The sequence below is a fragment of the Haladaptatus sp. DYSN1 genome (assembly GCF_029489995.1).
Lineage (GTDB): Archaea > Halobacteriota > Halobacteria > Halobacteriales > Halococcaceae > QDMS2.
Window position 1 is genome coordinate 557893 of record NZ_CP120470.1, and the last position, 24298, is coordinate 582190.

Annotated in this window: 25 protein-coding genes and 1 tRNA gene; 14 read left to right on the forward strand and 12 right to left on the reverse strand. The window is 63.4% G+C overall.

Annotated features, from left to right (window positions below; all coding sequences use genetic code 11):
- The first annotated feature begins 119 nt into the window (after window positions 1-119).
- The 5 genes from P0648_RS02930 to P0648_RS02950 all read left to right on the forward strand — a co-directional run bounded on the left by P0648_RS02930 (window position 120) and on the right by P0648_RS02950 (window position 7320).
- The gene (locus P0648_RS02930) at window positions 120-1541 is read left to right on the forward strand and encodes an MATE family efflux transporter (protein ID WP_277505156.1); all 1422 of its coding nucleotides are present in this window, start codon (window positions 120-122) and stop codon (window positions 1539-1541) included.
- 88 nt (window positions 1542-1629) lie between these two features.
- On the forward strand, window positions 1630-3972 hold the full coding sequence (locus P0648_RS02935) for a DEAD/DEAH box helicase (protein WP_277505157.1): 2343 nt from the start codon (window positions 1630-1632) through the stop codon (window positions 3970-3972).
- A 33-nt stretch (window positions 3973-4005) separates the two neighbouring features.
- The gene (locus P0648_RS02940; protein WP_277505159.1) at window positions 4006-4725 is read left to right on the forward strand and encodes an endonuclease NucS domain-containing protein; all 720 of its coding nucleotides are present in this window, start codon (window positions 4006-4008) and stop codon (window positions 4723-4725) included.
- A 37-nt stretch (window positions 4726-4762) separates the two neighbouring features.
- Complete coding sequence (gene endA / locus P0648_RS02945; RefSeq protein ID WP_276245733.1) at window positions 4763-5791, forward strand: tRNA-intron lyase; 1029 nt, start codon at window positions 4763-4765, stop codon at window positions 5789-5791.
- On the forward strand, window positions 5788-7320 hold the full coding sequence (locus P0648_RS02950) for a tryptophan--tRNA ligase (RefSeq protein ID WP_277505160.1): 1533 nt from the start codon (window positions 5788-5790) through the stop codon (window positions 7318-7320). Before endA ends, P0648_RS02950 begins: the two co-directional genes overlap by 4 nt.
- A 3-nt stretch (window positions 7321-7323) precedes the next feature.
- On the opposite strand, the gene P0648_RS02955 is transcribed toward P0648_RS02950, so the two are convergent.
- Window positions 7324-8004 carry a trans-aconitate 2-methyltransferase gene (locus tag P0648_RS02955; RefSeq protein ID WP_277505161.1) on the reverse strand — a complete coding sequence of 227 codons (681 nt, stop codon included), beginning with the start codon at window positions 8002-8004 and terminating at the stop codon, window positions 7324-7326.
- Window positions 8005-8365: 361 nt separating this feature from the next.
- Between P0648_RS02955 and P0648_RS02960 the strand changes: the two genes are divergently transcribed.
- Both P0648_RS02960 and pheT read left to right on the forward strand, forming a co-directional pair.
- Complete coding sequence (locus P0648_RS02960; RefSeq protein ID WP_277505163.1) at window positions 8366-9871, forward strand: phenylalanine--tRNA ligase subunit alpha; 1506 nt, start codon at window positions 8366-8368, stop codon at window positions 9869-9871.
- On the forward strand, window positions 9871-11586 hold the full coding sequence (pheT, locus tag P0648_RS02965; protein WP_277505165.1) for a phenylalanine--tRNA ligase subunit beta: 1716 nt from the start codon (window positions 9871-9873) through the stop codon (window positions 11584-11586). Before P0648_RS02960 ends, pheT begins: the two co-directional genes overlap by 1 nt.
- On the opposite strand, the gene P0648_RS02970 is transcribed toward pheT, so the two are convergent.
- Entirely contained in the window at window positions 11587-12642 is a 1056-nt protein-coding gene (locus tag P0648_RS02970; RefSeq protein WP_277505167.1) for a quinone-dependent dihydroorotate dehydrogenase, read from the reverse strand.
- 88 nt (window positions 12643-12730) lie between these two features.
- On the opposite strand from P0648_RS02970, the gene P0648_RS02975 reads away from it, so the two are divergent.
- On the forward strand, window positions 12731-13147 hold the full coding sequence (locus P0648_RS02975) for a Rieske 2Fe-2S domain-containing protein (protein WP_277505169.1): 417 nt from the start codon (window positions 12731-12733) through the stop codon (window positions 13145-13147).
- On the opposite strand, the gene P0648_RS02980 is transcribed toward P0648_RS02975, so the two are convergent.
- A complete protein-coding gene (locus P0648_RS02980; protein ID WP_277505170.1) occupies window positions 13144-13428 on the reverse strand; it encodes a DUF2250 domain-containing protein in 285 nt (94 codons plus the stop codon). The two genes, P0648_RS02975 and P0648_RS02980, sit on opposite strands and share 4 nt — an antisense overlap.
- 189 nt (window positions 13429-13617) lie before the next feature.
- On the opposite strand from P0648_RS02980, the gene P0648_RS02985 reads away from it, so the two are divergent.
- A complete protein-coding gene (locus P0648_RS02985; RefSeq protein ID WP_277505172.1) occupies window positions 13618-14469 on the forward strand; it encodes a hypothetical protein in 852 nt (283 codons plus the stop codon).
- A 7-nt stretch (window positions 14470-14476) separates the two neighbouring features.
- Here the strand turns inward: P0648_RS02985 and P0648_RS02990 are convergent, their stop codons facing one another.
- The 4 genes from P0648_RS02990 to P0648_RS03005 form a co-directional block, all read right to left on the reverse strand.
- Window positions 14477-14674, reverse strand: a complete 198-nt coding sequence (locus P0648_RS02990; RefSeq protein ID WP_277505173.1) for a hypothetical protein — start codon at window positions 14672-14674, stop codon at window positions 14477-14479.
- A 503-nt stretch (window positions 14675-15177) separates the two neighbouring features.
- Window positions 15178-15251, reverse strand: a tRNA-Lys gene (locus P0648_RS02995).
- 58 nt (window positions 15252-15309) lie between these two features.
- Window positions 15310-15984, reverse strand: a complete 675-nt coding sequence (locus P0648_RS03000) for a hypothetical protein (protein ID WP_277505174.1) — start codon at window positions 15982-15984, stop codon at window positions 15310-15312.
- Window positions 15985-16047: 63 nt separating this feature from the next.
- Window positions 16048-16188 carry a hypothetical protein gene (locus P0648_RS03005; protein WP_276245721.1) on the reverse strand — a complete coding sequence of 47 codons (141 nt, stop codon included), beginning with the start codon at window positions 16186-16188 and terminating at the stop codon, window positions 16048-16050.
- Between the two features lie 268 nt (window positions 16189-16456).
- Here P0648_RS03005 and P0648_RS03010 point away from each other — a divergent pair, with 268 nt between their 5' ends.
- From P0648_RS03010 to P0648_RS03020, 3 genes are all read left to right on the forward strand, one after another.
- Window positions 16457-16783: a hypothetical protein gene (locus tag P0648_RS03010; RefSeq protein WP_276245720.1), complete on the forward strand. Its 327-nt coding sequence runs from the start codon at window positions 16457-16459 to the stop codon at window positions 16781-16783.
- An 88-nt stretch (window positions 16784-16871) separates the two neighbouring features.
- Complete coding sequence (locus P0648_RS03015) at window positions 16872-18620, forward strand: nitrite/sulfite reductase (RefSeq protein ID WP_277505176.1); 1749 nt, start codon at window positions 16872-16874, stop codon at window positions 18618-18620.
- Window positions 18620-18895, forward strand: a complete 276-nt coding sequence (locus P0648_RS03020) for a DUF6360 family protein (protein ID WP_276245718.1) — start codon at window positions 18620-18622, stop codon at window positions 18893-18895. Before P0648_RS03015 ends, P0648_RS03020 begins: the two co-directional genes overlap by 1 nt.
- Window positions 18896-18907: 12 nt before the next feature.
- Here P0648_RS03020 and P0648_RS03025 read toward each other — a convergent pair whose 3' ends face one another.
- Genes P0648_RS03025 through P0648_RS03035 form a run of 3 tightly spaced genes read right to left on the reverse strand, consistent with a single transcriptional unit; the run spans window position 18908 to window position 21489 of the window.
- On the reverse strand, window positions 18908-19300 hold the full coding sequence (locus P0648_RS03025; RefSeq protein WP_276245717.1) for a hypothetical protein: 393 nt from the start codon (window positions 19298-19300) through the stop codon (window positions 18908-18910).
- 41 nt (window positions 19301-19341) lie between these two features.
- Entirely contained in the window at window positions 19342-20187 is an 846-nt protein-coding gene (locus P0648_RS03030) for an aldo/keto reductase (protein ID WP_276245716.1), read from the reverse strand.
- 48 nt (window positions 20188-20235) lie between these two features.
- Window positions 20236-21489 carry a cation:proton antiporter gene (locus P0648_RS03035; RefSeq protein ID WP_277505178.1) on the reverse strand — a complete coding sequence of 418 codons (1254 nt, stop codon included), beginning with the start codon at window positions 21487-21489 and terminating at the stop codon, window positions 20236-20238.
- A gap of 64 nt (window positions 21490-21553) precedes the next feature.
- On the opposite strand from P0648_RS03035, the gene P0648_RS03040 reads away from it, so the two are divergent.
- Entirely contained in the window at window positions 21554-22072 is a 519-nt protein-coding gene (locus tag P0648_RS03040) for a DUF21 domain-containing protein (protein ID WP_276245714.1), read from the forward strand.
- Here P0648_RS03040 and P0648_RS03045 read toward each other — a convergent pair whose 3' ends face one another.
- Entirely contained in the window at window positions 22073-23305 is a 1233-nt protein-coding gene (locus P0648_RS03045; RefSeq protein ID WP_276245713.1) for an MBL fold metallo-hydrolase, read from the reverse strand. It abuts the gene before it with no gap.
- Window positions 23306-23345: 40 nt separating this feature from the next.
- Window positions 23346-23630 carry a hypothetical protein gene (locus P0648_RS03050; RefSeq protein WP_276245712.1) on the reverse strand — a complete coding sequence of 95 codons (285 nt, stop codon included), beginning with the start codon at window positions 23628-23630 and terminating at the stop codon, window positions 23346-23348.
- Between the two features lie 234 nt (window positions 23631-23864).
- Here P0648_RS03050 and P0648_RS03055 point away from each other — a divergent pair, with 234 nt between their 5' ends.
- Window positions 23865-24266, forward strand: a complete 402-nt coding sequence (locus P0648_RS03055) for a 30S ribosomal protein S6e (protein ID WP_276245711.1) — start codon at window positions 23865-23867, stop codon at window positions 24264-24266.
- The last annotated feature ends 32 nt before the right edge of the window (window positions 24267-24298 follow it).

Here is a 24298-nt window from a genome sequence, read left to right on the forward strand (position 1 = left end):
GCCCGCTCTCGCGGCATCACAGGTCGAATTCGACGGTCGAACCTCCACGTTATATCTCCCCGCGAGAAACCCTGTCAAATATATGTATTCGGGGCAATAATTGAGAAATATATCTCAGTATGTGGCGACCAAACTTTGAGCTCTCTCCATCTGATATCACCGACGGACCGTTACTCCGGGCGCTGGTTGTTCTTTCGGCCCCGCTCCTGGTCCAGAATCTCGTTCAGGTGGTAGTGCAAATCGTCGACCTCATCTTTCTCGGCCGGTTGAGCGGTGACGCCGTCGCCGCCGTCGGTCTCGCCGCACCCGCCGTCGCGCTGCTATTTTCGTTCTCGATTTTCATCCCGTACGTCGGCACACAGATTCGCGTCGCCCAGCGCATCGGTGGCGAAAACGTCGCCGGGGCCAGGCGGTCGCTGGGGTCGGGCATCTACATCGCGCTCGGCGTCGGCACCCTCCTCGGCGTGATCGCGTGGTTCGGCGCCCAGCCGCTCGTCTCGCTGCTCGTGAGCACCAACCCGATGAGCGTCGATGGCGTCGTCCCCGTGATGGCCATCGCCTATCTCGGAACCATCGCGCTCGGCCTGCCGCTCATCGCGCTCGGAGACACGCTCGAAGCCGGACTCGTCGCGTGGGGCGACTCTCGGGCCTCGCTCTGGATGAACCTCACGTCGGTCGGCGTGAACATCGTCCTCGACCCGCTGCTAATCTTCGGATACGGTCCAATCGAGGGCATGGGCGTCACGGGCGCGGCGCTCGCGACGGTCATCGGCTACAGCAGTGGCATGTTGCTCGGGTTGACCCTCATCATTCGCGGGCGCAACGGGGGGATGCTCTCAGAGCGGTCGTTCGTCGTAGACGCGAGTGAAATTCGCGCCGTCTTCGAGGTTGGGCTTCCGACGGCCGTCCAGCAGGGCACGAATCAAATCGTCCGCCTCATCATCGTCGCCGTGGTCTTCGCCGTCGGCGGCGTCGCGGGCATCGCGGCGTACACGGTCGGTGCGCGCGTCGCGAGCATCGCGTTCATCCCGGCACAGGGACTCCAGCAGGCCGCCCAAAGCATCGTCGGGCAGAACCTCGGCGCAAAGAAACTCGACCGCGCGAAGCGCACGACGTGGCTCGGCGTCCGGCTCGCCGCAATCGGCCTCGGCGTCATCGGCGTCATCCAGTGGCTGCTCCCGGTCGTCCTCACCGAGGCGTTCGTCCCGGAACTGTCCCCCGAAGGCCTCGCGCTCTCGGTCGAGTACCTGCGGATTCTGGCGTACGGCTACCCCGCACTCGGCGCGATTTACCTGTTCCAGGCCGGGTTCAACGGCGCGAGCCGGACGAAGGTGAGCATGTACGCCTCGGTCGTCCAGTACTGGGGCGTGCGGCTGCCCATCGCCGCCGTCGGCGGCCTCGTCCTCTCCTTTGGCATGCACGCGGTGTTCTGGGCGGTGACCCTGTCTAACATCGCCGCCGCCGTCGGACTCGGCATCTACTTCTATCACTCGGCCAACACCGGAATGTTCCGGCGGGCGAGCGCGACGGCGGCCGACTAGGAAACGCCTTTTGGCAGGGCGACCAACCTCACTACCAGATGGCGGTCTCTCCCACGTTTCCATTGCGAACTGCGTCGAGGTGTCCTCCGTGAAGGTCGCAGAGGCCATCCCGCAGTTCGAGTCGGTGTTCCCGTTCGAGGAGTTCAACCAGATGCAACGCGAGGCGTTGCCCGCGATTTTGACGCGCGAGGAGAACCTCGTCGCGAGCGCGCCCACCGCGAGTGGCAAGACGGCGCTCGCGGAACTGGCGATTTGCAAGGCGCTGCGCGACGGCGGCAAGGCGCTGTTCATCGCGCCGCTCCGGGCGCTCACCAACGAGAAGGAAGCCGAGTGGGAACGCTTCGAGCAACTCGGCTACTCCGTCTACGTCGTCACGGGCGAGCGCGACCTAAACTCCCGACGGGCCGAACGCGCCGACATCCTCGTGATGACCCCGGAGAAGACCGATTCGGCCACCCGAAAGCACGACTCGCCGCGCTATTCCTTCATCACAGACGTCACCTGCTGTGTCATCGACGAGGTGCACCTGCTCGACTCAGACCGACGTGGCAGCGTCCTCGAAGTGACCGTCTCGCGACTTCGCAGACTGTGTGACCCGCGCATCGTCGCGCTCTCTGCGACCATGCCGAACATCGCGGACGTGGCCGACTGGCTCGGTGCGGTCCCCGAGACGACGCTCGAATTCGACGACGCCTACCGACCCGTGGACCTCCACGCGGACGTCCAGACGTACACGCACGGGGACAACTCGTTCGCGGACAAGTACCGCCGCCTCTACCGCGCCATCGACCTCGCCGAACCGCACATCAAAGACGGCGGGCAGGCGCTCGTGTTCGTCGCCAGCCGGCAGGACACTGTGCAGGCGGCGAAGAAGGCCCGCGACGAACTCGCAGAGCGCGACATCCCAATCGGTGCCCGCGGCGACTACGACTTCCACACCGAGGCGAAAGACCTCCAGAACAACACGCTCAAAAACTCCGTCACCGACGGTGTGGCGTTCCACCACGCGGGGCTCTCGAAAGAAGACAAAGACGCCGTCGAAAAGTGGTTCCGCGAGGGCAAAATCCAGTTGCTGTTTTCGACCTCCACGCTCGCGTGGGGGGTGAACCTCCCGGCTCGCTGTGTCGTCATCCGCGACACGAAACTCCACGACCCGCTCGAAGGCGAGGTGGACATGAGTCCCCTCGACGTGCTCCAGATGCTCGGACGCGCGGGGCGACCGGGGTACGACGACGTGGGCTACGGCTGGGTGGTATGTGACCGTGCCGAGGCCGACAAGTACCGCCGCCTCCTGCGCGAGGGCAAGGAAATCGAATCTCGACTCGCGGACGACCTGGACGCCCACCTGAACGCGGAAATCGCGATGGGCACCCTCCGCGACTTAGACGACGTGATGAGCTGGCTCGACACCACCTTCTACGCCGTCCGCTCGCGGTCGAAACCGAAGGAGTACGACTTCGAGGGCCTGCGCGACCGGGTGCGAAACGCGCTCTCGGGACTCGTCTCCCGTGGCTTCGTCGAGATGGACGACGACCTCGGCGTAGACGGGACGGCTCTCGGTGTGCTCGCCTCGAAGTTCTACCTGCGCCTCACCACCGCAGAGCGATTCAAACGCCTCGCCGACCGTGAGTTCGTGAACGAAGCCGCAATTCTCGAAACCGTGTCCTGCGCCGCCGAGTTCGACAGCGTGAGCGCCCGGCAATCGGAGCGCGACGCCATCAACGCCATCCTCGTGGGCCAGCACACGCCAGACAGCATGGAACCCGGCCAGCGCAAAGTGCTCGCGATTCTGCGAGCGAGCATGAACGGCGGCACACCGCCGGAACTCCGCTCCGACGCGTGGGTCATCCAGCAGAACGCTCGCCGCCTGCTCGCGGCGATGCAGTCGTTCTTAGAACGGTTCGACACCGCGGAGACGGCGAACCTCGCACGTCGCGTGGAAGCGCGCGTGGAAACCGGCATCTCCAGTGCCGCCGTCGGCCTCACCGCCATCGACGGCGTTGGCTCAGGTCGCGCCCACAAACTCGCGAAAGAAGGTATCGAGACGCCCGAAGACGTGCGGGCCGCGGGCGTCGAAGGCCTCATCGACGCCGGACTCTCTGCGGGCGTCGCAGAGCGCGTCTACGAGTCGGCCAACAACCTCCCGAACGTCGAAATCGACTGGGGCGACTTCCCCACGTCGATTGCCGCGGGCCAGAACAACATGTGCGAAGTCCACGTGAAAAATCGCCGTGGCGGCGCTCGCGCTGGGCTCCGCGTCACTGGAAACGACACCGAACTCTCAGCGAAGTCTTCCTATCTCGGCGAAGACACGCTGCTCGTCCCCGTTTTCGGCGGAAACTTCGAGGAAATCGAGTACGCCGTCCACGTCGCGTATCCCGACCTGCCGCTCCTGCCACAGACCGAGACGAAGACGGTTCGCGTGGACTGAATTTTATATACCAATACGGGACCAGTCCGGATCATGCTCGACTCGATTCGCGTCCTCGCCGGCGACTGTACGATCATCTTCGAAGGCACCCGTGAGCAGACCGCCCGCGGCCACGTCGTCGTCATCGCCAAACCCGACAACACGCTCCTCGTCCACGACGCAGACGGCTACCAACCGGTCGCGTGGCTGACTCGCGCCGACGCTCTCTCGATGAGCGACACGGCTATCATCGCCCAGGACGGCGACCAGTTGTTGACCGTCACCGTCCACGACGAGTACACCGCCACTTCTGTGCCTGCCGCGAAAGCCGGCACGCCCGTCGGCACCTGCCCCGAGTGCGACGGAACACTGGTCAAGACCCGCACGCACGTCTCCTGTCTCGGCTGTGAAGCCCAATACGGCCTGCCTCAGCACGCAGCCATTCTGGACGAGCAGTGCGCGGACTGTGGCCTCCCGAAGATGCGCGCCACCCACGGGAAGGCGTTCGAACTCTGCATCGACCGCTCGTGTGACTCGCTCGACGAGCGAATCAAAGCCGAGTTCGACGGCGAGTGGCAGTGTCCCGAGTGCGACGGCAACCTCAACATACTCCGGCGGGGTAGCCTCATCGCCGGGTGCGAGAACTATCCCGACTGTGAGACTGGGTTCGCGTTCCCGACGGGCACGCACGCGGGAAACTGTCCGTGTGGCTTGCCCCAATTCGAAACTGCGTCCGGTCATCGGTGTCTCGACGCCACCTGCGACGCGGTGTGACCGCAGGCCCTTTGTCGCCCGCCGTCTGCCTCTAGTCATGAACGGCACGCTCGAAGATGGCGTCGTGAAGGTCGGCGGAAACGCCCGCCAGCGCTACTACGACGCCCGAGGCTACGGCCGGCCGCTCGACGGCAACGAGGTCGCCTTAGACCCCGTCGAGGCGGCCCACCTGCTGTTTCGCGGCGACCTCGACACGGTCGAGGGCATGGATTTCGAGGCGTTCTTCGCCGATGCAACCGGCGAGGGCTTCGCCGTCCGCTTTCAGGTTTACCGCGACCTGCGCGACCGGGGATTCTACCTCTCTCCCGCACGCGACGGCTGGGTCGAACCGACCGGCGACGAGGACTTCGTGGTGTTCCCACGCGGCAGCGGCCCGTGGGACGACGAGATCGCCTATCGCATCCGCACCGTGGGCGAACGAACGCGCGTCCCGGCCGCGGCGCTCGGCGACTGCGTCCTCGCCGTGGTGGACGAGGAAGGTGAAATCACCTACCTCGACACGGACACCCTCGCTATCACGGGTTCGACCACGTTCGACCTCCCACCGTGCAGGGGCACGCTCATCGACGACCGCGTGGTCGTCTGGGACCCGCCGAGTGCCCTCTACGCCTCCGCGTTCTACGGCCAACCGCTCGGCGGTCGCAAGAAGGAGGAAGGACCCGTCCAGCTCTCGCTGCTCGAAGCGGCCTACCTCACTGACGAGGGGACGCTCACCGTAGACGGTGGGACAGATGCCATCGTCGCGCGTGGTCACGAAGTCGAAGGCGAGCGATTCGACCGCCGACTGAGGGTGTACACCGAACTGCGCGACCGGCAGGTCGTCCCCAAGACGGGGTTCAAGTTCGGTGCTGACTTCCGCACCTACGCCGACGTGGAATCTGTGTCGGACCTCAGCCACTCGGAGTACCTGATTCGCGTGCTCGAACGCGACCACGCCTTCGCCCTGCGAGAGTTGGCACTCGACGTGCGCCTCGCCCACGGGGTCCGGAAACGAATGGTTTTTGCGCTGACGGATGCGAACGACGGAACAGAGACCTGGTTGTCGGTAGGTCGACTCACACCATGACACGCGATTCAGAACACGACACGGGAGCAGCGGACGAAACAGATGCGACGACGCTCGACCCGTGGGGTTCGTCGACCATCGCGGATTACCGAAAACTGTTCGAGGAGTTCGGCATCGAGGAGTTCGACGAGGTGCTTCCCGACATCGAAAATCCACACTACCTGATGCGTCGGGGCGTCATCTTCGGCCACCGCGACTACCGCGCCGTCCTCGAGGCGATGGCTGCGGGCAAGCCAACGGCCGCGCTCTCGGGGTTCATGCCGACGGGCGACCCGCACATCGGTCACAAACTCGTCTTCGACGAGATAATCTGGCACCAACAGCAGGGCGCAGACGCCTACGCCCTGATTGCTGACTTAGAAGCCCACTCCGCCCGCGGTCTCTCGTGGGAGGAAATCGACGAACACGCTCGCGACTACCTGCTGAGCCTGCTCGCCCTCGGCTTCGACCCCGAGGCGGGCGAACTCTATCGACAGTCAGACAACCGCGAACTGCAGGACCTCGCGTTCGAACTCGGCATCAAGGCCAACTTCTCCGAACTGGAGAACATCTACGGCTTCGACGGCGAGACGGACGTTTCGCACATGCAGAGCGTCGTCACGCAGATGGCGGACATCCTCTATCCGCAACTCGGCGAGCCAAAGCCGACGGTCATCCCGGTCGGCCCCGACCAGGACCCCCACGTCCGACTGGCCCGTGACCTCGCCGCCCGGATGCGCTACTTTGGCGTGACTAAGGCCTTCGCGAGTTTCGAGGCGGACGACGCAGAGCGCGAACTCCTGGGAGCCGCCTACGGCGCGCTCTCTGCCGACGACGGCGAAACCGTCCGCTGTGAGGACGCCGCTGCGTGGCTTCGCGAGCACGGTAATCCCGACGACGATGGCTTCGACAGCGTGGTCGCCAAACTCGATTCGGCCGGGAAGGAACCAATCGAACCGCGCGTCCGGTTCGTCGACCGCAACGCCACGCCGGAAGCCTTCGACGCGCTCATCGAGGCCGTGAAAGGCGAAAAGCGCGTCTACGACGAGCACATCGACTCGTTCGAACTCACCCGCGAGGAGGCAGAGGAACTCGCGCGGACCGTCGAAATCGAGAACGGCGGGTACGGCTTCTACGCCCCATCCTCGATTTACCACCGCTTCATGACCGGCCTCACCGGTGGCAAGATGTCCTCCTCGATTCCGGCGAGCCACATCAGCCTGCTCGACGACCCACAGGACGGCTACGACAAGGTGAAATCCGCGACGACCGGTGGTCGCTCGACGGCCGAAGAGCAGCGCCGACTCGGTGGCGAGGCGGACAAGTGTCCGGTGTACGAACTCTACGCCTACCTGCTCGCGGCCGACGACGACGCCTTCGCGAAGAAAGTCTACGACGAGTGTGTCGGCGGCGAACGCCTCTGTGGTGGCTGCAAAGAACAGGCCGCAGAACTCATGAAGGAGTTCTTGACAGAGCACCAGGAGAAGCGCGCCGAGGTCGAACACTTGCTCGAAGAGGCGGACATCGAACTCACGTCGCCGCGTCGCTAACTCTCAACCCTCGTTTTCGAGCGGTTTTCGAAGATACACACACGGCGTGTCCCGACCGACGAACGGGAGGTCTGCGGCGTCCATGAACGTCCAGTAGCTCCGCGGGTTCGTCCCGAGGAGGTTGCGGATGCGTTCGTAGGAGAGCAGGTTCTTCCCCTCCACGACCCGGTGGAACAGGTCGCGGCGGGACCCCTCGAACGCCTCGTCGAACGTCCACATCGTGTAACGGTTGGGGTAGTTGAAGATGAGGTAGCCACCCGGCTCGACGAGGTCGTAGAGAGCTTTGACGGACTCGTCGACGCCATCGACGAAGTAGAGTGTGGCGAGGCAGTACACCATGTCGAACTGCCGGTCGATGTCGAGGTCGGGGAGACTCGCCACGTCGAAGTGCATGTTGTCGAGCCCTTCGCGGGCGGCGTGGGCGGTGTTGTCGTCGATGACTGCCTCCGAGATGTCGTAGCCGTAGAACTCGGTGTCCGGGTAGTCGGGAGCCAGGTCGAACTCCGCGGCCGCCGGGCCACACCCGATGGAGGCGAAACTCCCAGGTGCACCGTGGCGCTCGAAGAATCGGTGGAGGAGTTTCGGCATCGCTTCCTCGCCGATGTAGGCGATGCGCTCGTACTCGCCGTTTTCGTAGAACTCGTTCCATTCGATTACCGTCTCGTCTGCGTACGTTGCGTTCATTGTGCGAAACCCGGACTGCCCGGTTGGTGGTCACACGGTAGCACTGGTGGGCAGAAAAGTATTATTTCAACATACCGGTCACGTCAATACTCCCCTGTAATGGGTTGTAAGAACGGGTATGCACGCTGGGCATACGCGGTGTCCGGAACGTTTTTTAGCGAATCCACTCGTATCACCGGGTATGGCTACCGAACCCACGCCAGTGTTGACCGGCGACGACTCCCTGCGGACCGCTGGGTTCGGCTTTTTTCGGTTCTGAGACGCGACGGTGGAATCCGGCCTCCGGGCCCGAGGAAACCGACGTGGGTGTATTCGGAACCGCTAACTGACTTGCTGGCAGTGTACGCGACAACAAGCAATAATGAGATTACCCGAACCACAGGTCGCGGTCTTAGAGGCCGCGTCCGCCACAGAGGCACAGACGTTCGACCAACTGGCGGAAGCCACAGAACTCCCCGAAGAGACGGTCGCTGGGGCCGCGTTCGCCCTCGAAGCCGAGGGACTCGTCACCGTCTCTGAGGAGACGGCAGAATCAGTTTCCGTCACCGACGAAGGCGAAGAATACGCAGCAGAGGGGCTCCCCGAAATTCGTCTCTACGAGGCCGCGCTCGAACAGGGTGCTGATGAGGGACCCGTTGAGATGGGCCGCATCATCGGTGCGTCCGGCCTCGGCGGCCCGCAGGTGAACATCGCGCTCTCTAATTTCGCTCGCAAGGGCTACGGCTCCATCGACAGCGGTGCGGTGTCCGTGAACCCGGACGCAGATCCCGACGCCGACGACGAGGCGAACGCACTCGCCGCGCTCGTCGCGGGGGATTCCGTCGCGGATGGCGACGTCCTCTCGCAACTCGAACGTCGTGACCTCGTCGAGATTTCTGAATCGACGATTCGCTCGGTGCTGCTCACGGACGAGGGCGTGGACGCGCTGATGGCCGGCGTCGAAGTCGCAGAAACCGTTGGCCGTCTCACGACCGAGATGCTCACCTCTGGCGAGTGGCAGGACGTCGATTTCGCCGAGTACAACGTCGAGGCTGACGCCGAAGTGTATCGCGGCGGCAAAGAACACATCCTCCGCCAGACGGCAAACCGCGTCAAGGACGTGCTCGTCGGCATGGGCTTCCAGGAGATGGAAGGCCCGCACGCGGACAGCGAGTTCTGGATCAACGACTGCCTGTTCATGCCACAGGACCACCCGGCGCGCACCCACTGGGACCAGTTCGCCTTAGACGTGCCGCCGATGGAGGATCTCCCCGAGGACCTGCTCGAACGCGTCCACGACGCCCACCTGTACGGCGCGGGCGAGGACGGCGAGGGGTACCACTCGCCGTGGACCGAGGACGTGGCGCGCTCTATCGACCTTCGCGGGCACACCACCTCGCTCTCGATGCGGTATCTCTCCGGCCACGAAATCGGCAAACTCGAAGAACCGGCCCGGTACTTCTCCGTCGAGAAGGTGTACCGCAACGACACGCTCGACCCGACGCATTTGCTCGAATTCTACCAGATCGAGGGCTGGGTCATGGCCGAGGATCTCTCAGTCCGTGACCTGATGGGCACGTTCACCGAGTTCTACGAGCAGTTCGGCATCACCGACCTCGAGTTCAAACCCCACTACAACCCGTACACTGAGCCGAGTTTCGAACTGTTCGGCCGCCACCCAGAGACGGGCGAAATCATCGAAATCGGGAACAGCGGCATCTTCCGCCGCGAGGTGCTCGACCCACTCGGCGTCGAGTGCGACGTGATGGCGTGGGGCCTCGCCTTAGAACGCCTGCTCATGTTGATGCACGGATTCGAAGATATCCGCGACGTTCACGGCACGCTCTGTGACCTTGACCTGCTGCGGAACGTGGAGGTAGTCTACTAATGCCAGTTGTCGACGTCAACCCAGACGAACTGCGCCGCCTGACCAGCCACGACGAGAAGAGCGACGAGGAACTGAAAACCGACCTGTTCGGTCTCGGCCTCGAATTCGAGGGCGAAACAGCCGACGGAGACTTCCAACTGGAGTTCGCCCCGGACCGCCTCGACCGCCTCTCGGTCGAAGGCGTCGCCCGCTCGCTGCGCTACCAATACGGCGACGACCGCGGCGTGTACGTCCCCCGGACGAACGACGCCGACTGGTCGATTGTCGTCGACGAGTCGGTGCCCGAGGAACGACCCTACGTCACGGGTGCAATCGTCCGCGGCGCGAACCTCTCCGAGGACGGTCTGGACTCGCTCATCCAGTTACAGGAGAAACTCCACGCGACGATGGGCCGAAAACGCGCCAAGGGCGCAATCGGCGTCCACGACCTGACCATGCTGAAGGGCGCGAAAGCGACCGACGGCGCAGGTGATCAATCGATCACCTACAAGGGCGTGGACCCGGACGCGGAGCCCTTCGTCGCGCTCGATTCCGACAAGGAACTCACGCCGCGTGAGGTCCTCACCGAACACGAGACGGGCAAGAAGTACGCCGACCTCGTGGAGGGGCTCGACCGCTTCCCTGCCATCTACGACGACATCGGGCTGTTCTCGTTCCCCCCGGTCATCAACGGCCGCCGGACAGAGGTTTCGACCGACTCGCGTGATCTGTTCATCGAACTCACGGGCACGGACCAGTGGACAATCGACCGGATGTGCAACATCATCTGCTACGCGCTCGACGCCCGCGGCGGCACCGTCGAGAAGGTGAACGTCGAGTACCCCGACCACGAACTCGTCCGTCCCGACTTCGAACTCGAGACGAAGACGGTCAGCCACGAGCGCATCGAGAAACTGCTCGGCATCGACTTAGACCGGAAAGAGGTCGTCGACCTGCTCGAACGCGCTGGCCTCGACGCCGAGACGGAGACACAGGACGGCGAACCGGTCTACGAGGTTTCGGTCCCGCCGTACCGCGTGGACGTGCTCCATCCGCTCGACATCGTGGACGACATCGGGCGGGCCTACGGCTTCAACGAACTCGAACCGACGTACCCGGACGTCTCGACAGTCGGTGGGCTGCACGACCGCTCGCGGCTCGAAACCGCCACCCGTGACACGCTCGTCGGCCTCGGGTTCCAGGACCTGCTCAACTTCCACATGACGAGCGAGGTGGAGAACTTCAAGCGCATGGGCATCTCGCCTGCGGACGACGCTCTCGGTGCGGAAACGCCCGTGACCATCACCGAACCGTACAGCGAGGAGTACACGACGCTTCGTACGTGGAACCTCCCGTCGCTGCTGATGGTTCTCGGAAACAACACGCACCGCGCCTATCCACAGGACTTAGCGGAAATCGGCTTCGTCGCCCACCGCGACGATTCGCTGAACACGCGGGTCGCAGAAGCCCGCCACGTTGCCGCGGTTCTCGCCCGCCACGACGGGTCCTACGAGGACGCGAAATCGCGCCTGCAGGCACTCTGTCGCGCGTTCGACGTTGCCCTCGAAACCCCGGCCACGGAACATCCCTCGTTCATCGCCGGGCGCACCGCCGCCGTCGTCATCGACGGCGAGGAAGTCGGCGTCATCGGCGAGCTTCACCCGAAGGTACTCGTCGAACACGGCCTCGAACTGCCGGTCGCTGGCTTCGAATTCGACCTGCGCGCTTTGCAGTAATCAGGGTAAATCCGCACCGACGGCGTCCTCGACGCTGTCGTATCCGTCTTTTTCGAGCAATTTGAGCAGGCCTTTGTTGATGTCGCGAGCGATGGATGGGCCGTGATAGACGAGGCCGGTGTAGAGTTGGAGGACGCTCGCGCCTGCCTTGATTTTTCGGTAGGCTCCTTCGGCGGAGTCGATGCCGCCGACGCCGACGACTGGCTTGTCCGTGCGTTTGGCGACGAAGCGAATCATCTCGGTGGCTCGTCCCTCGATTGGTTTGCCCGAGAGGCCGCCGGTTTGCGAACTGTTTGCGCTCTGGAGGTGGGCCGGTCGATCGGTGGACGTGTTGGTCGCCACGATGCCGTCCAGGTCCAGGTCCTCCACCACGTCGATGACGTCTTCGACGGCGGCGTTCGTGAGGTTCGGCGAGAGTTTGACGAGGAGGGGACTCGCGCCGACGTCCTGCAGTGTGGAGAAAATCCGCTCCAGTGGTTCGCGGTTCTGGAGTTCGCGCAGGCCCGGCGTGTTCGGGCTGGAGACGTTCACGACGAAGTAGTCGCCGCCGTCTTTGACGCGCTCGTAGGTGTACAGATAGTCGTCTGCGGCGTCTTCGAGGGCCGTTGCTTTCGACTTCCCGATGTTGATGCCGAGGGGAAAGTCCACGTCCACGTCGGCTAATCGTTCGCCGATGCGGTCTGCGCCCTCGTTGTTGAACCCCATGCGGTTTACGAGCGCCTCGTCCTCGCGGAGGCGGAACATTCGCGGCTTTGGATTGCCGGGTTGGCGTTCCGCGGTGACGCCGCCGACTTCGACGTGACTGAACCCAAGGCTACCAAGCGCACCCGGAATCTCGGCATTCTTGTCGAACCCCGCAGCCACGCCGATGGGATTCTCGAACTGCTGGTTGAACGCCCGGACCGTGAGTCGGTCGTCGTTCACGGTGTAGAAGCGACGCATCGCACTCATCAGAGGTGACCCGTCCGCTTTCCCGAGCAGGCCGTGGACCAGCCCGTGGGCCGTCTCCGGTGGAAGCCTGAACAGAACCGGCTTCGCCGCGCTGTAGAGTCTCATTGTGTCAGGAAGCGGATGCCACGTCGATAAAGCCCGTGGATGTGGCGGCGAGCGTCGGGTTCAAGTCCGTGCTCTCCCGACGCTTGATATGCCTCGCGGAACCCATCTCGTCTCCGCCTCGGACCTCGCTGAAAACGAATCGTACCTCTTCACCGTCCGCGAACTGGACGGGAGTGAAGAGGAAGTTATCCTCGTCAAGACGGCCACGTGCATCGCGGCGTGGAAGAACTTCTGCCAACACGAGACCGACCAGCGACTCGACCGGGGCATGGGCGCGGCCATGCGCGACGGCGAAATCATCTGCCCCAAACACGGCTCGATGTTCGACGGCTGTTCTGGCTACTGCGACAACGGCAAGGCTGCAGAATCGACACTCGTTGAAGTGGACGTGACCGTCGAAGACGGCGACGTGTATCTCACGGACGCAAAATGCAGATTCCTCCACGAGGGCGGCCTCGACGACGGCGACGATATTCCCTCTTCCTCGTCGCACCTCTCGTTTTAGGCTTCTGTCTCGCCGTACTCCGGGGTGAGCGTCGTCGGGTCGATTTCACCCTCGAGGTACGCCACGCCCCGGTCGGTGATGCGGTAGACGACCTCACCGCTGATGGCTTCGAGCAGGCCATACGTACAGAGCACGTCGATGCGCCCCTCTACGTATTTCAAGTGCATCCCGAGTCGGTTCGCGATGAGCGGGGCGTAATCCGGTCGCTCGCGCTGTAAGTAGTCCAGAATCCGGTGGTCGGCGGAGTGCATCCATGCTGCTCGCTGGGTCATTGTAGCCATCGATACCTCTACCAGTTATGCTACTCGGTAACATATAACGCTATCTGCTCGTGGTTGCGTCCGTGTTAGCTCAGCGACACGTCACTGCCGTCTGGCGGCTTGCGTGCGTGAAGCGACGAACAGCGCCGCTGTACCCCGCGGCCTGCGAGAAAAGTAACCGTTATACGGCGTCCGTTCGACGCTTCAGGCATGCAACGACGCGCCGCGGCCATATTTGCAGTGTTCTTCGTCGTTGCCGGTGCGGGGGCCTACGGGCTCATCGCAACGGCCGAACAGCCGCACATCACACTGGACAGCCCAACCTACGGCGTGAACGACACGCTCACAGTCGGCGACCGAACGTACACGGTGGCGAGCCTCTCGCTCGAAGAGTCGAGCGGCGGAGGCGGTCACGGTGGCGGAGGCGGAGCCAGCTTCGCGGGTGAACTCACGTGGACCAACCAGTCCGCCCTCTACACGGCAGAACTCGCGAACAACTCCACGGTGCCCTACAACAACGACACCTATCGCGTCCTCGTTCCGAACGGGTCGAACGTCTCCTCGTTCACGATGACCCAGGAGTTCAACGTCACCCAGCGCCTCGCCGCTGACCCGGCGGTCGACAACGAGACCATTACCCGGAACGGCTCTCGGTACGTCGTCTACTCGGAAAACGAGACGCTGCGACTGCTCTCTGAGTACCTGCCGGAACCCGACAGCCAAGAGTTCCAGACTGGCGACCAACTGCAATATCAGAACAACTCGACCACCGTCCAGAGCGTCTCTGAAAGCGCCGTGACGGTCGGCTGGAACGCCCCGCGGACGAACACGATCGACCTCACACAGGGCGGCAACGTCACCCTCTCCGGACAGGACTACGTCGTGAACTTCATCTCGGAGGAAGAGGTCCAGCTCTCGCCGAACTACGAGAATTACGCCGAGGAGCAAGCGAAGGTCACTGACTTCGAAGACACCATCAACGGCCTCTGGGGAATCGTCATCCTCAGCCTCCTCGCGGTCATCTTCATGGTCTCCTTCGCGTACCTCCCGCGGAGGGGCTGACTCCGGTCTACGCTTTTCTTCCGAGCCACACGAGTCCCGCGCCGAGCGCCACCGCCGCGAGCGCCCCGCCCACTTGGACCCCCGCCGCGAGTCCACTCGCCTTCGTCGTCCATGGCATTCCTGCGATGGTCGCAAGCCCGACCAGCGCGACGAACCCACCCGCCACAATCAACAACGAAGAGAGGACATTGGACCCGAGTTGCATGGCTCTCTCTGCGTCTGGTTTTGAAATAAAGGTACGCCCCGTGAGTGAGCAAACCCGTCGGGTTTGCGAGCCTCGATGCGGCGAAGCCGCATCGGCGGTGAGTGAACGCGTGCGTTCACGAACGACGACTGGCGTGAGACGGAGTCGAACGGCGTGTCGGGATTTGAACGCCGGTCGCAGAAGAGCTGCTCCCTTGTTCAAATCCTTCCAGCATCGAGACAGCACTCGCTCACGGACTTGCTCGCGAGAGGATGTAGCGGGCTGGAAGTGAGTAATCACCACGTGATTACGAACGTCGATGCGGCTTTGCCGCATCGGAAGTGAGCAAAACTCTGTGAGTTTTGCGAGTGTATTCTAAAAACACAATACGGTGAGGCTACTGGGATTTGAACGCCGGTCGCAACAAGTTGCTCCCTCGTTCAAATCCCTTCATGTCTGCTTTCCTCCTCACGGAATCGCTCGCACACGCTACGCGGCGCTCGCGGAGTTGTTCGTCGCAAAAGCGGGCTGGAAGGGATTTGAACCCCTGGCCGTCTGGTTAAAAGCCAGACGCTCTGCCTAACTGAGCTACCAGCCCTGTACCACAGACTACCGGCGGTTAGTGGTAAACCTTTACGATTCCGTCTGCCAGTTTCCTACTCCGTTTGCCACACCGCTTCGAGCGCGTCGGCGACGAGCTCACCGGGTTCGACGCCCTGATTGGCGGCCTGTCGGCGGAGTTCCCGGTAGGCATCGACGGGGAGCGACAGCGTCACTTCGCCGGGGTGTACGCCCTGTTCTGCGAGCGCGGCCTCGACACTCGTCCCGTTGTTGATGGCGCTCGCGGCAGCGCGCACCTGCCGGACGGTCAGGTCGTTGTCGAGGACGGCCCACGCGAGGAGGAAGCGCGCTTCCCCCCGAACGCGGGCGATGTGTTTGGCAGCGGTCGGGGCGATTTCGCCCTGGGCGACGTGGCGACGGATGGCACGGGGCAGGTCGTGGACGCGTGCCCACTTCCGAATGAACGAGACGGTCACGTCACCGCCGGCGCGGGCGGCGGCGGCCTTGTACGAGCCTTCGCCCCGGACGAGTGCAGCGCAGGCGGCGGCCCCTTCGAGCATGTAGACGTAGTCTTCGTCGCCGATGGTCTTCGTTGCGAAGTTCTGGACCGTCTCCGCAGCGCGGGCGAGGCTGTCGGGGTCGTCGGGGTCGAAGCGGGCGGCTTCCTGGGCTCGTTCGCCGGTGACCGATGGGTCACCGCGGATGACGGGCTCACCGACGGGTGACCTGCGCCCTGCGCCAATCTCGTCGCGTCGCCGCGCCTCTCTCATGGGTCGGCGTAGGTGGATGAGCCTTAAAAATCTGCGCGTGCTGTGCACGCCGGTCACAACGTCCTACTCTTCTGGAATCTCGCGTTGCTCTGAGAGTTTCTCCCAGATTTCGGTGCAGCCGCTTCCGTCTTCTAAGTCGTCCAAGTGGCTCGTATCGTGGTCGTCGCTCACCTCAGGTTCGGGCTCGACAGTCTGCTTACTCAATTGGCATCCCTCCGTGTCGAGGCGGACATCGTGGCGTCGGGAGTTTCTGACATGCTCGACTCTATTGTCCCACCTAAAATAAGCCCGCGTTCACCTGAAATTGTGACCCTGAAAACCGCTTGGCGGCAACCACGGCCGCTTTCTACGACGGCCGATTCACACGAAAACCGCTCGCATGCGGCCGGTTCTGCCAGATAGGTTCGTCATCACCGCCGGGGAACGTTGCTCGGGCCGTCGGACTTTGGGTAGCCGGGTGCAAAGACGGGATATGCAAGTTGCCGTCCACACGCTCGACGACGGCGCGTGGATTAGCGTAAACGATGCGCGTCGCGTGAGCGTGAGCGACCTCTGGTTGCTGGCCCGACACGACGTCTGTGCCTGTGAAGTCGCCGACTTTCTCGCGGAGGGGTTCGTCGATGTCGGTGTTGCAGACGGTGACATCGCCGCGAAAATCGCGGGTCGCTGCATCGTCTGTGGCGAAGAGAGCGTCACCGACTGGGTGACCGTCGGGCGGGTCATAGATGGCACGTTCTACGGCGTCGTCCCCGAAAGCATCCACATCCCCCGGCTGCGACACCGAGGTACTTCCGCGTAGAAGAGGCAACATTTTCCTCGGTTGGGCAGACGCGGGGATGCTTGACGGCACGCTTGGGCGTATATGAGACGAGGGCAACTAGCGAGTCATGCCAAGCAAAGTCGAGGGCTGGAAAGACGAGGCCTACGGCCTCGAGGTCCGCGACCACCTCGAACGATTCGCCGAGGAGGGCTGGGAAGCCATCCCGGAAGACGAACACGACGCCTGGTTCGAGCGCTTCAAGTGGTGGGGCCTCTACCACCAGCGCTCCGGCCAGGAGAGCTACTTCATGATGCGCGTCGGCGTCCCGATGGGCCGCCTGACGCCAGAACAACTGCGCGTCGTCGGTGAAATCGCCGAAGACTACGCCCACGGCCCCGCCGACAACCCCGAGTGGCCCGGCGCGGTCTGTGACTGGACGACCCGCCAGTCCATCCAGCTCCACTGGATTCAACTGCAGGACATCCCGGACATCTTCTCCCGACTCGAAGAAGTCGGTCTCTCTACCATCCAGGCCTGCGGTGACTCGTGGCGCAACATCGTCGGCAGCCCCGTCGCCGGGCGCGACGCAGACGAACACATCGACGTCTGGCCGCTCGTCCAGGAACTGAACGAGGAGTTCAAGGGTAACCCGGCGTACTCCAACCTCCCGCGCAAGTGGAAGGTGTCCGTGACCGGCGACACCCGCGGCGCAGGGCAGGGCGTCATCAACGACCTCGCGTTCGAACCCGCGACGAAGGAACTCGATGGTGAAGAAGTCACCGGCTTCAACGTCCGCGTCGGCGGCGGCCTCGCCCGCAAGGAACCGCGTCTCGCCCGCGACATCGACGTGTTCTGCCGGCCCGAGGAGATGACCGACGTGTCCGCCGGCATCTCCGCACTGTTCCGCGACCACGGCGACCGCGACAACCGGTTCAACGCCCGCATCAAGTTCCTCGTCGACGAGTGGGGCGCAGAGAAGTTCCGCAGCGTCCTGCAAGACGAGTACATCGACTACGAACTCGAAACCGCAGGCGAGGACCTGCGCCACGAGTACGACTACAACTCCGGGCGCAACGACGCGCCGGGCGACTACGTTGGCGTCCACAAGCAGAGCGATGGCCAGTACTTCGTCGGCCTGTACGTCCTCGTCGGCCGACAGAACGCCCAGGACGTCATCGAACTCGCCGACCTCGCCGAGGAGTACGGCTCCGAGATGATTGGCATCACCCAGCGCCAGAATCTCATCGTCGCCGACATCGCGGAGGAGGACTTAGACGACTTCCTCGCAGAGCCGCTTCTGGAAGAGTACTCGCCGGACCCTCACCCGTTCATGCGAGGTTCCATCGCCTGTACCGGCACGGAGTACTGCTCGCTCTCGATCGTCGAGACGAAAAACCGGATGGTGCGCTACGGCCGCTGGCTCCGCGACAACGTCGAGGTTCCAGACGGTGTCACCGACTTCCACATCCACCTCTCGGGCTGTACGGCCTCCTGCGCCCAGCCCCAGATTGCGGACATCAGCCTCCGGGGCATGAAGACGCGCAAGGACGGCGACCCCGTCGAAGCCTTCGACATCGGTCTCGGCGGCGGCCTCGGCGAGAACCCGCAGTTCGCAGAGTGGGTCGAGATGCGCGTCGCCGCGGACGAGGTGCCCGGCTACATCAAGAACCTCCTGCAGGTGTACGAAGACCAGCGCGAAGACGGACAGAGCTTCCGCGACTTCATCGCGGCGAAAGACGAAGACGACCTGCAAGGCCTCGCCGAACCCGAGGAGACGGACTACGAGGACCCGTTCATGCACAACACGAAGATGACGTGGTACCCCTACGCGGAAGACGACGGCATGGACGCCTCGCCCGCGCCATCTGACGACTGATGCCCGACCGCATCATGACGGTCAACGCGTACACCACGCTCGACCTCCTGGACGCGCAAGCGGAGGGCCACGGGTTCACCGAGGAGGCGTTCGCCACGCTCAACGTCACGGCTCCGCGAAAGAATCCGGACCACGTCTCACTGCAGGTGGAACTCGACCCGACGGAACTCGACACCCTCGCGCCGCACGCAGATTCGGTGCGACTGACGGCCGAAGAGGCGCGAACACTGGCGGCGGAACTCGAGAAGTACGCGGAGAAGGTAGACGAAGCGTAGTTTCAAACTGCGTTAGCGACCCTGTTGTCGCGACCTGACCCGCAGCATCGATTGCAACTCGCGTTCGCTGACGTGGTCCATCCCTTCGGCCAGTTCCAGACAGACGCGCTTTTCGAAATCGGTGGTTGCGGCGAGGAAGCCGTGTTCGAATTCTTCGACGATTTCGTACGTCCACTTGTCGTCGATGACGCCGGCAGGCAGGTGTTGGTCACGGAGTTCGTCCGCAAGTTCGGTATACCCCGCCGCTCGCAGATTTTCTTCGGCGTTCGCAAACCGGTCCATCGCGTGCCCGACGGCGTGGTGGAAATCGAGTAACTTCCCGTAGGCGCGATACAGGTGTTCGCTACCGAGCTGGAGTTCGTGGAGTGCCGCCTTTTCGTCCGCAGAGAGGTCCTTCTGAATCATGCCATGAACTACCACGCCAGAGCTAAAAGAGATATGCCTCTTTACCCGTCGAGACGTGCGATTTCGTCGTCCGAGAGCGAAATCTCCGAGGCTGCGACGTTTTCTTCGAGGTGCGTCACGCTGGAGGTGCCCGGTATCGGGAGCATGACTGGCGAGTGCTGGAGCAACCACGCGAGGGCAATCTGGTAACGGGTCGCGCTGTAGCTACTCGCGATGTCGTCTAAAACCTCGCCCGTCTCGCCGAGGTCGCCCGCGCCGAGTGGGAACCACGGGATGAAGCCGATTCCCTCCTCCTCGCACACCTGAAGGACGTCTGCTGACTCGCGTTGCTTGATGGAGTACTTGTTCTGGACGGTGGCGATGTCCACGATGTCGCGGGCGGTCTCCAACTGTTCGACGCTCACGTTGCTGAGGCCGACGTGTTCGACGACGCCGTCGTCTTTGAGTTCTGCGAGTGCTGTCACCGAGTCTTCGAAGTCCACGTCCGGGTCGGGGCGGTGGAGCTGGTAGAGGTCGATGCTGTCTACGCCGAGGCGGTCGAGACTGGCGAGATGGGCGTTTCGGAGGTAGTCAGGGTCGCCGTGTGCCTTCCACTGGGTGTCTCGGTTGCGGAGCAGGCCGCCTTTCGTCGCGATGACGAGGTCCTCGGGGTAGGGGGCGAGTGCCTCGCGGATGAGTCGTTCGCTCGTTCCCGGCCCGTAGGAGTCTGCGGTGTCGATGAAGTTGACGCCGAGTTCGACCGCTCGCTGGAGGACGTCTTTTGCGCTCTCTACGTCGTCGGGTTCGCCGATGATGCCGTCACCGGTGATGCGCATCGCGCCGAAGCCGAGGCGATTGACGGTGAGGTCGCCGCCGATGTCGAACGTGTCGCGCTGATTCTGGACCATGCGCGGCCGTAGGCACGGCAGACGGATAGGAGTTCGTCTGGCGGGAATTCAGGCCAGTTCGCGGGTGAGTTGCGGGCCGACCATTCGGAGCAGCGGCGCGGTCATCGCGGAAGTGAGGATGGCGACGCTCAGGATGATGGTGTAAACCTCGACCGAGAGAATCCCGAGTTCGAGGCCGACGGTGGCGATGACGATTTCGATGGCGCCGCGAGCGTTCAGACCCGCCCCCATGCCGAGTGCCTCGGTGCGTGAGTACCCGAGTGCGGTGGCCCCGAGGTAGACGCCGGCCAGTTTCCCGACCGTCGCGACGGCGAGTGTCACGAATCCGAACAGGGCGACGGTTGGGTCGGCCAGTGCGCCGAGGTCAGCGCGGAGGCCCGCGATGCCGAAAAACAGCGGCGCGAAGATACCGACGGTCACGCGTTCGAGGGTGTCCGAGACGGCGGGTTTGACGCCGCCGCTTCGCGAGATGAGCAGGCCAGCGACGAACGCCCCGAGTGCGGGTTCGATGCCGAGCGCAATCGTCGTTGCACTGCCGAGCACTGCTGTCCCGACGACCAGCGCGAGTTGCCCCTTCCCGTCGGTGCCGATCTGCCGGAGAACGCTGTCCACGACTCGTTGCCCGACGGTGAACGCCACCGCGAGGAAGCCAAGCAGGACGAGCAGGACGACGCCGATCGCGCCGAGTTCGAGCGACCCGGCCCGACTGATGCCGACGACGACGCTCAACAACACCCATCCGAGGGTGTCCGTGTACATCGCCGTCGCCACCGTGAGTTGGCCGAATGGCTGGTGAAAGACGTTCAGGTCGCGCAGGATGCGCACGATGACGGGAATCGCGGAGATGCTGAGCGCCGTCGCGAGAAAGAGCGCAAACACGAGGCGAGGTGACGAACTGACGAGCAGACTCCCGGGCACGAGCAATCCGAGGCCCAGCCCGAGGCCAAAGGGTAGTGCGAGACCCGCAGACCCGATGACGACTACGTCCCGGAGGCGTCGGCGAATCAACTGAAACTCCATCTCGATGCCGGCGAGGGTGAGCAACAACACGAGGCCAAGCAGCGACAGCACTTCGAGCGAGGCAGATTCTTCGACGGCGAACAGCGCCTCGTAGGCGGGCGGGGCGGCGACGCCCAGTATCGACGGGCCGAGGACGAATCCCGTCGTGAGTTCGCCGACGACGCGCGTTGCGCCGATACGCTCGGTGAACGCCCCGAGCAGCCGAGCCACAGCCAACAGTAGCACGATTTGCAGGAGCAGAAAAATCGCCGTCTCGGAACTCAACACTGCGGCCATCGCCATCCTGTTCGATTCCCTCCCACTTCACTGGAGCGGGTTCTTTGAGGCTGGCGTCCGCATCCATGGTATGGTTTCGTTCTCGGTCACCCTGGTCGCTATCGTCGTGTTGGCCTGTCTCATCGCGCTGAGTGCGTTCTTCTCGAGCAGCGAAACGGCCATCTTCACACTTCCCGACTCGTGGTTCGCCTCGCAGACGCCCGGGCACGATTCTCGCGTCGATACACTTGCGGACCTTCGCGGGGACCCCCACCGCCTGCTCGTCACGTTGCTCGTCGGCAACAACGTCGTCAACGTCGCCATCTCGAGCATCATCACGGTCCTCACTATCGAGTACCTGTCTACGGGTCAGGCGGTGACCGTCGCCACCCTCGTCGGCAGTTTCGTCGTCCTCGTCTTCGGTGAAATCGTCCCGAAATCCTACGGTCTCGGTAACGCGGCGAAGTGGGCGCTCACCGTCGCCATCCCCATCTCGTTCATCGAACGACTTCTCTACCCGCTGGTCGCCTTCTTCGACTTCATCACGCGACGGCTGAATGCGCTGCTCGGGGGCGATTCCGGCATCGAACAGCACCTGTTGAACGAGTAATCAGATTTCGACCGTCTCGTCGAGGACGGGCGCGTGTGCGTCGTGGCCCGCGGCCTGCAACTCTGCTGCGAACGCTTCACAGCGGTCGCCATGGTTGAGCAAAATCGGCGTCCCCCCGTAGGCGGCGAGGAACTCGCGGAGACCGTCGCTGTCTGCGTGCGCGGAAAAGTCGTAGGCCTCTACCTGTGCGCTCACCGGGCGGACGTGGCCGTTCAATTCTGCACGACCCCGTTCCAGTAGTTCGCGGCCAGGCGTGCCTTCGACCTGATAGCCAGTGAAGGTGATTTTGTTCACCGGATGGGTGCGGATTTCCGGTACGTAGGTCATCGCTGGACCGCCGGTGAGCATCCCGCTCGTCGTCACGATGACGGTGTTTTGGGCGGCGATACGTTTCCGCTGGCCGTTCTTCCCGGTCACGAATCGGGCGTTCGATTTCGCCCGCTGGAGGGCCGTCTCGTCGCGCACGTAGTCGGGGTAGTTGCGGAGCATCTGGGTGATGTACTTGCCCATCCCATCGACGTAGCAATCGACGCCGTGGGCGGCGCAGACGTGGAGCATCTCCTGCGTTCTGCCGATAGCGAAGGCGGGGACGACGACCGTGCCACCCTCCCTGACCGTCGTCTGGACGCTCTCGACGAATCGTCGTTCGACTTGCTCGCGGGGGTCGTGGTCTACGTCCGAGTACGTCGATTCGCAGATGACCACGTCCGCCTCGGGGCGGTCCGTCGTCCCCGAGAGTAGGCGGGTGTCGTCGGTGTGAAAGTCGCCCGTGTAGAGCAGGCGCGTCTCGCCGTCGTCGACGAGAACGTGGGCGCTGCCGGGAATGTGTCCGGCGTTGAAGAAGGTGATTTCGTGGCCGGCAGCCTCGAAGGAGTCGCCGTACCCGTGTTCTGCTGACACCTGCGTCATCCGACTGACTTCGACTTCGGTGAACGGGCAGTCGTAGGTGCCCCCGTGGAGTTTCAGCGTGTCCCTGGCGAGCGTCAGCGCGAGTTCGCGGGTGGGTGGCGTCCAGTGAATCGGCGGGCGCTCGTCCCCAGATAGCAGCGTCGGCAGCGCTCCGACGTGGTCTAAGTGACCGTGCGAGACGACGACGGCCTCGGGCGACACGTCACCGACGGGGTAGGCTGGCGGGTCGCCGGGGGCCATCCCGTAGTCCAAAAGGAGGCGGTCGTTCACGAGGATGGCACTCCGGCCAACTTCGCGTGCCCCGCCAAGAAAGCGTAGCTTCATCTATCGGACGTAGCGGACGATGCCGTTTGCCTCCATCGGTTCAGATGTCCTCGAAGAGGGTCGGCAGAATTCTGAATTCGGCGTAGCCGCCGTAGGCGGTTTCGAGCGAGCCGAGCCACCAGTTCCAGCGCTGTGAGAGCGAGCTGTTTTTCGGTGCGTCGTTCAGGTTCGCGACGACGTCCCTGACTTCCAGTTCGTGACCGCGGTCACGTTCTATCAACCCCGAATCCGCCAGGTCACAGGCCTGACGAACGACAACACGCAGCTCTCCAGCATCCGGGTCGAACTCCTCTGAGAGTGCCCGTTCGAGCCGCTTTGCATCCATGATGCCTTCAAGTTAGTGTCGGACGCACTTGAGACTTCGGGGCTACCGAGATCAATTCCCCGGATTACGGCAGCGAGAGGTCTTCTCATGGGGTTCTGTCGATATTCACTGAATCATACCGCGTCTGTCCTGTCACCGTGACGAATTGTATCCCCGATGTGGGGCGACGAGGGGCAAGGCGCGTCGAAACGAGGTTTCGATGTGCTTTTCAAGCGCGACCATTTTTAGACACGCATGGCAGACTTTCAGGTCGTCGTCGCCGACCCAGACTCCGGCGAGACCTTCCAGCGCGAGATTGAGGGACAGGATGCGAACCGATTCCTCGGTAAGGACATCGGCGACGAAGTGGACGGGACGGCCGTTGGCCTCGACGGCTACACGCTCGAAATCACCGGTGGCTCCGACAACACGGGCCGCGCAATGCGCCCCGACGTCGCCGGGCCGAACGTAAAAGCAGTGCTCCTCACCGGCGGCACTGGCTACAAGCCAGAACGGCAGGGTGAGCGCCGACGCATCACCGTTCGCGGCCGCGAAATCTCCGACGAAACGCGCCAGATTAACGCCAAAATCATCGCCCGCGGGGACCAGTCCATCGAGGACCTCCTCGGCGAAGGCGGCGACGAAGACGCAGAGTAAGTAATCGCAGGGCATTTGACGCCCGCTTTCGT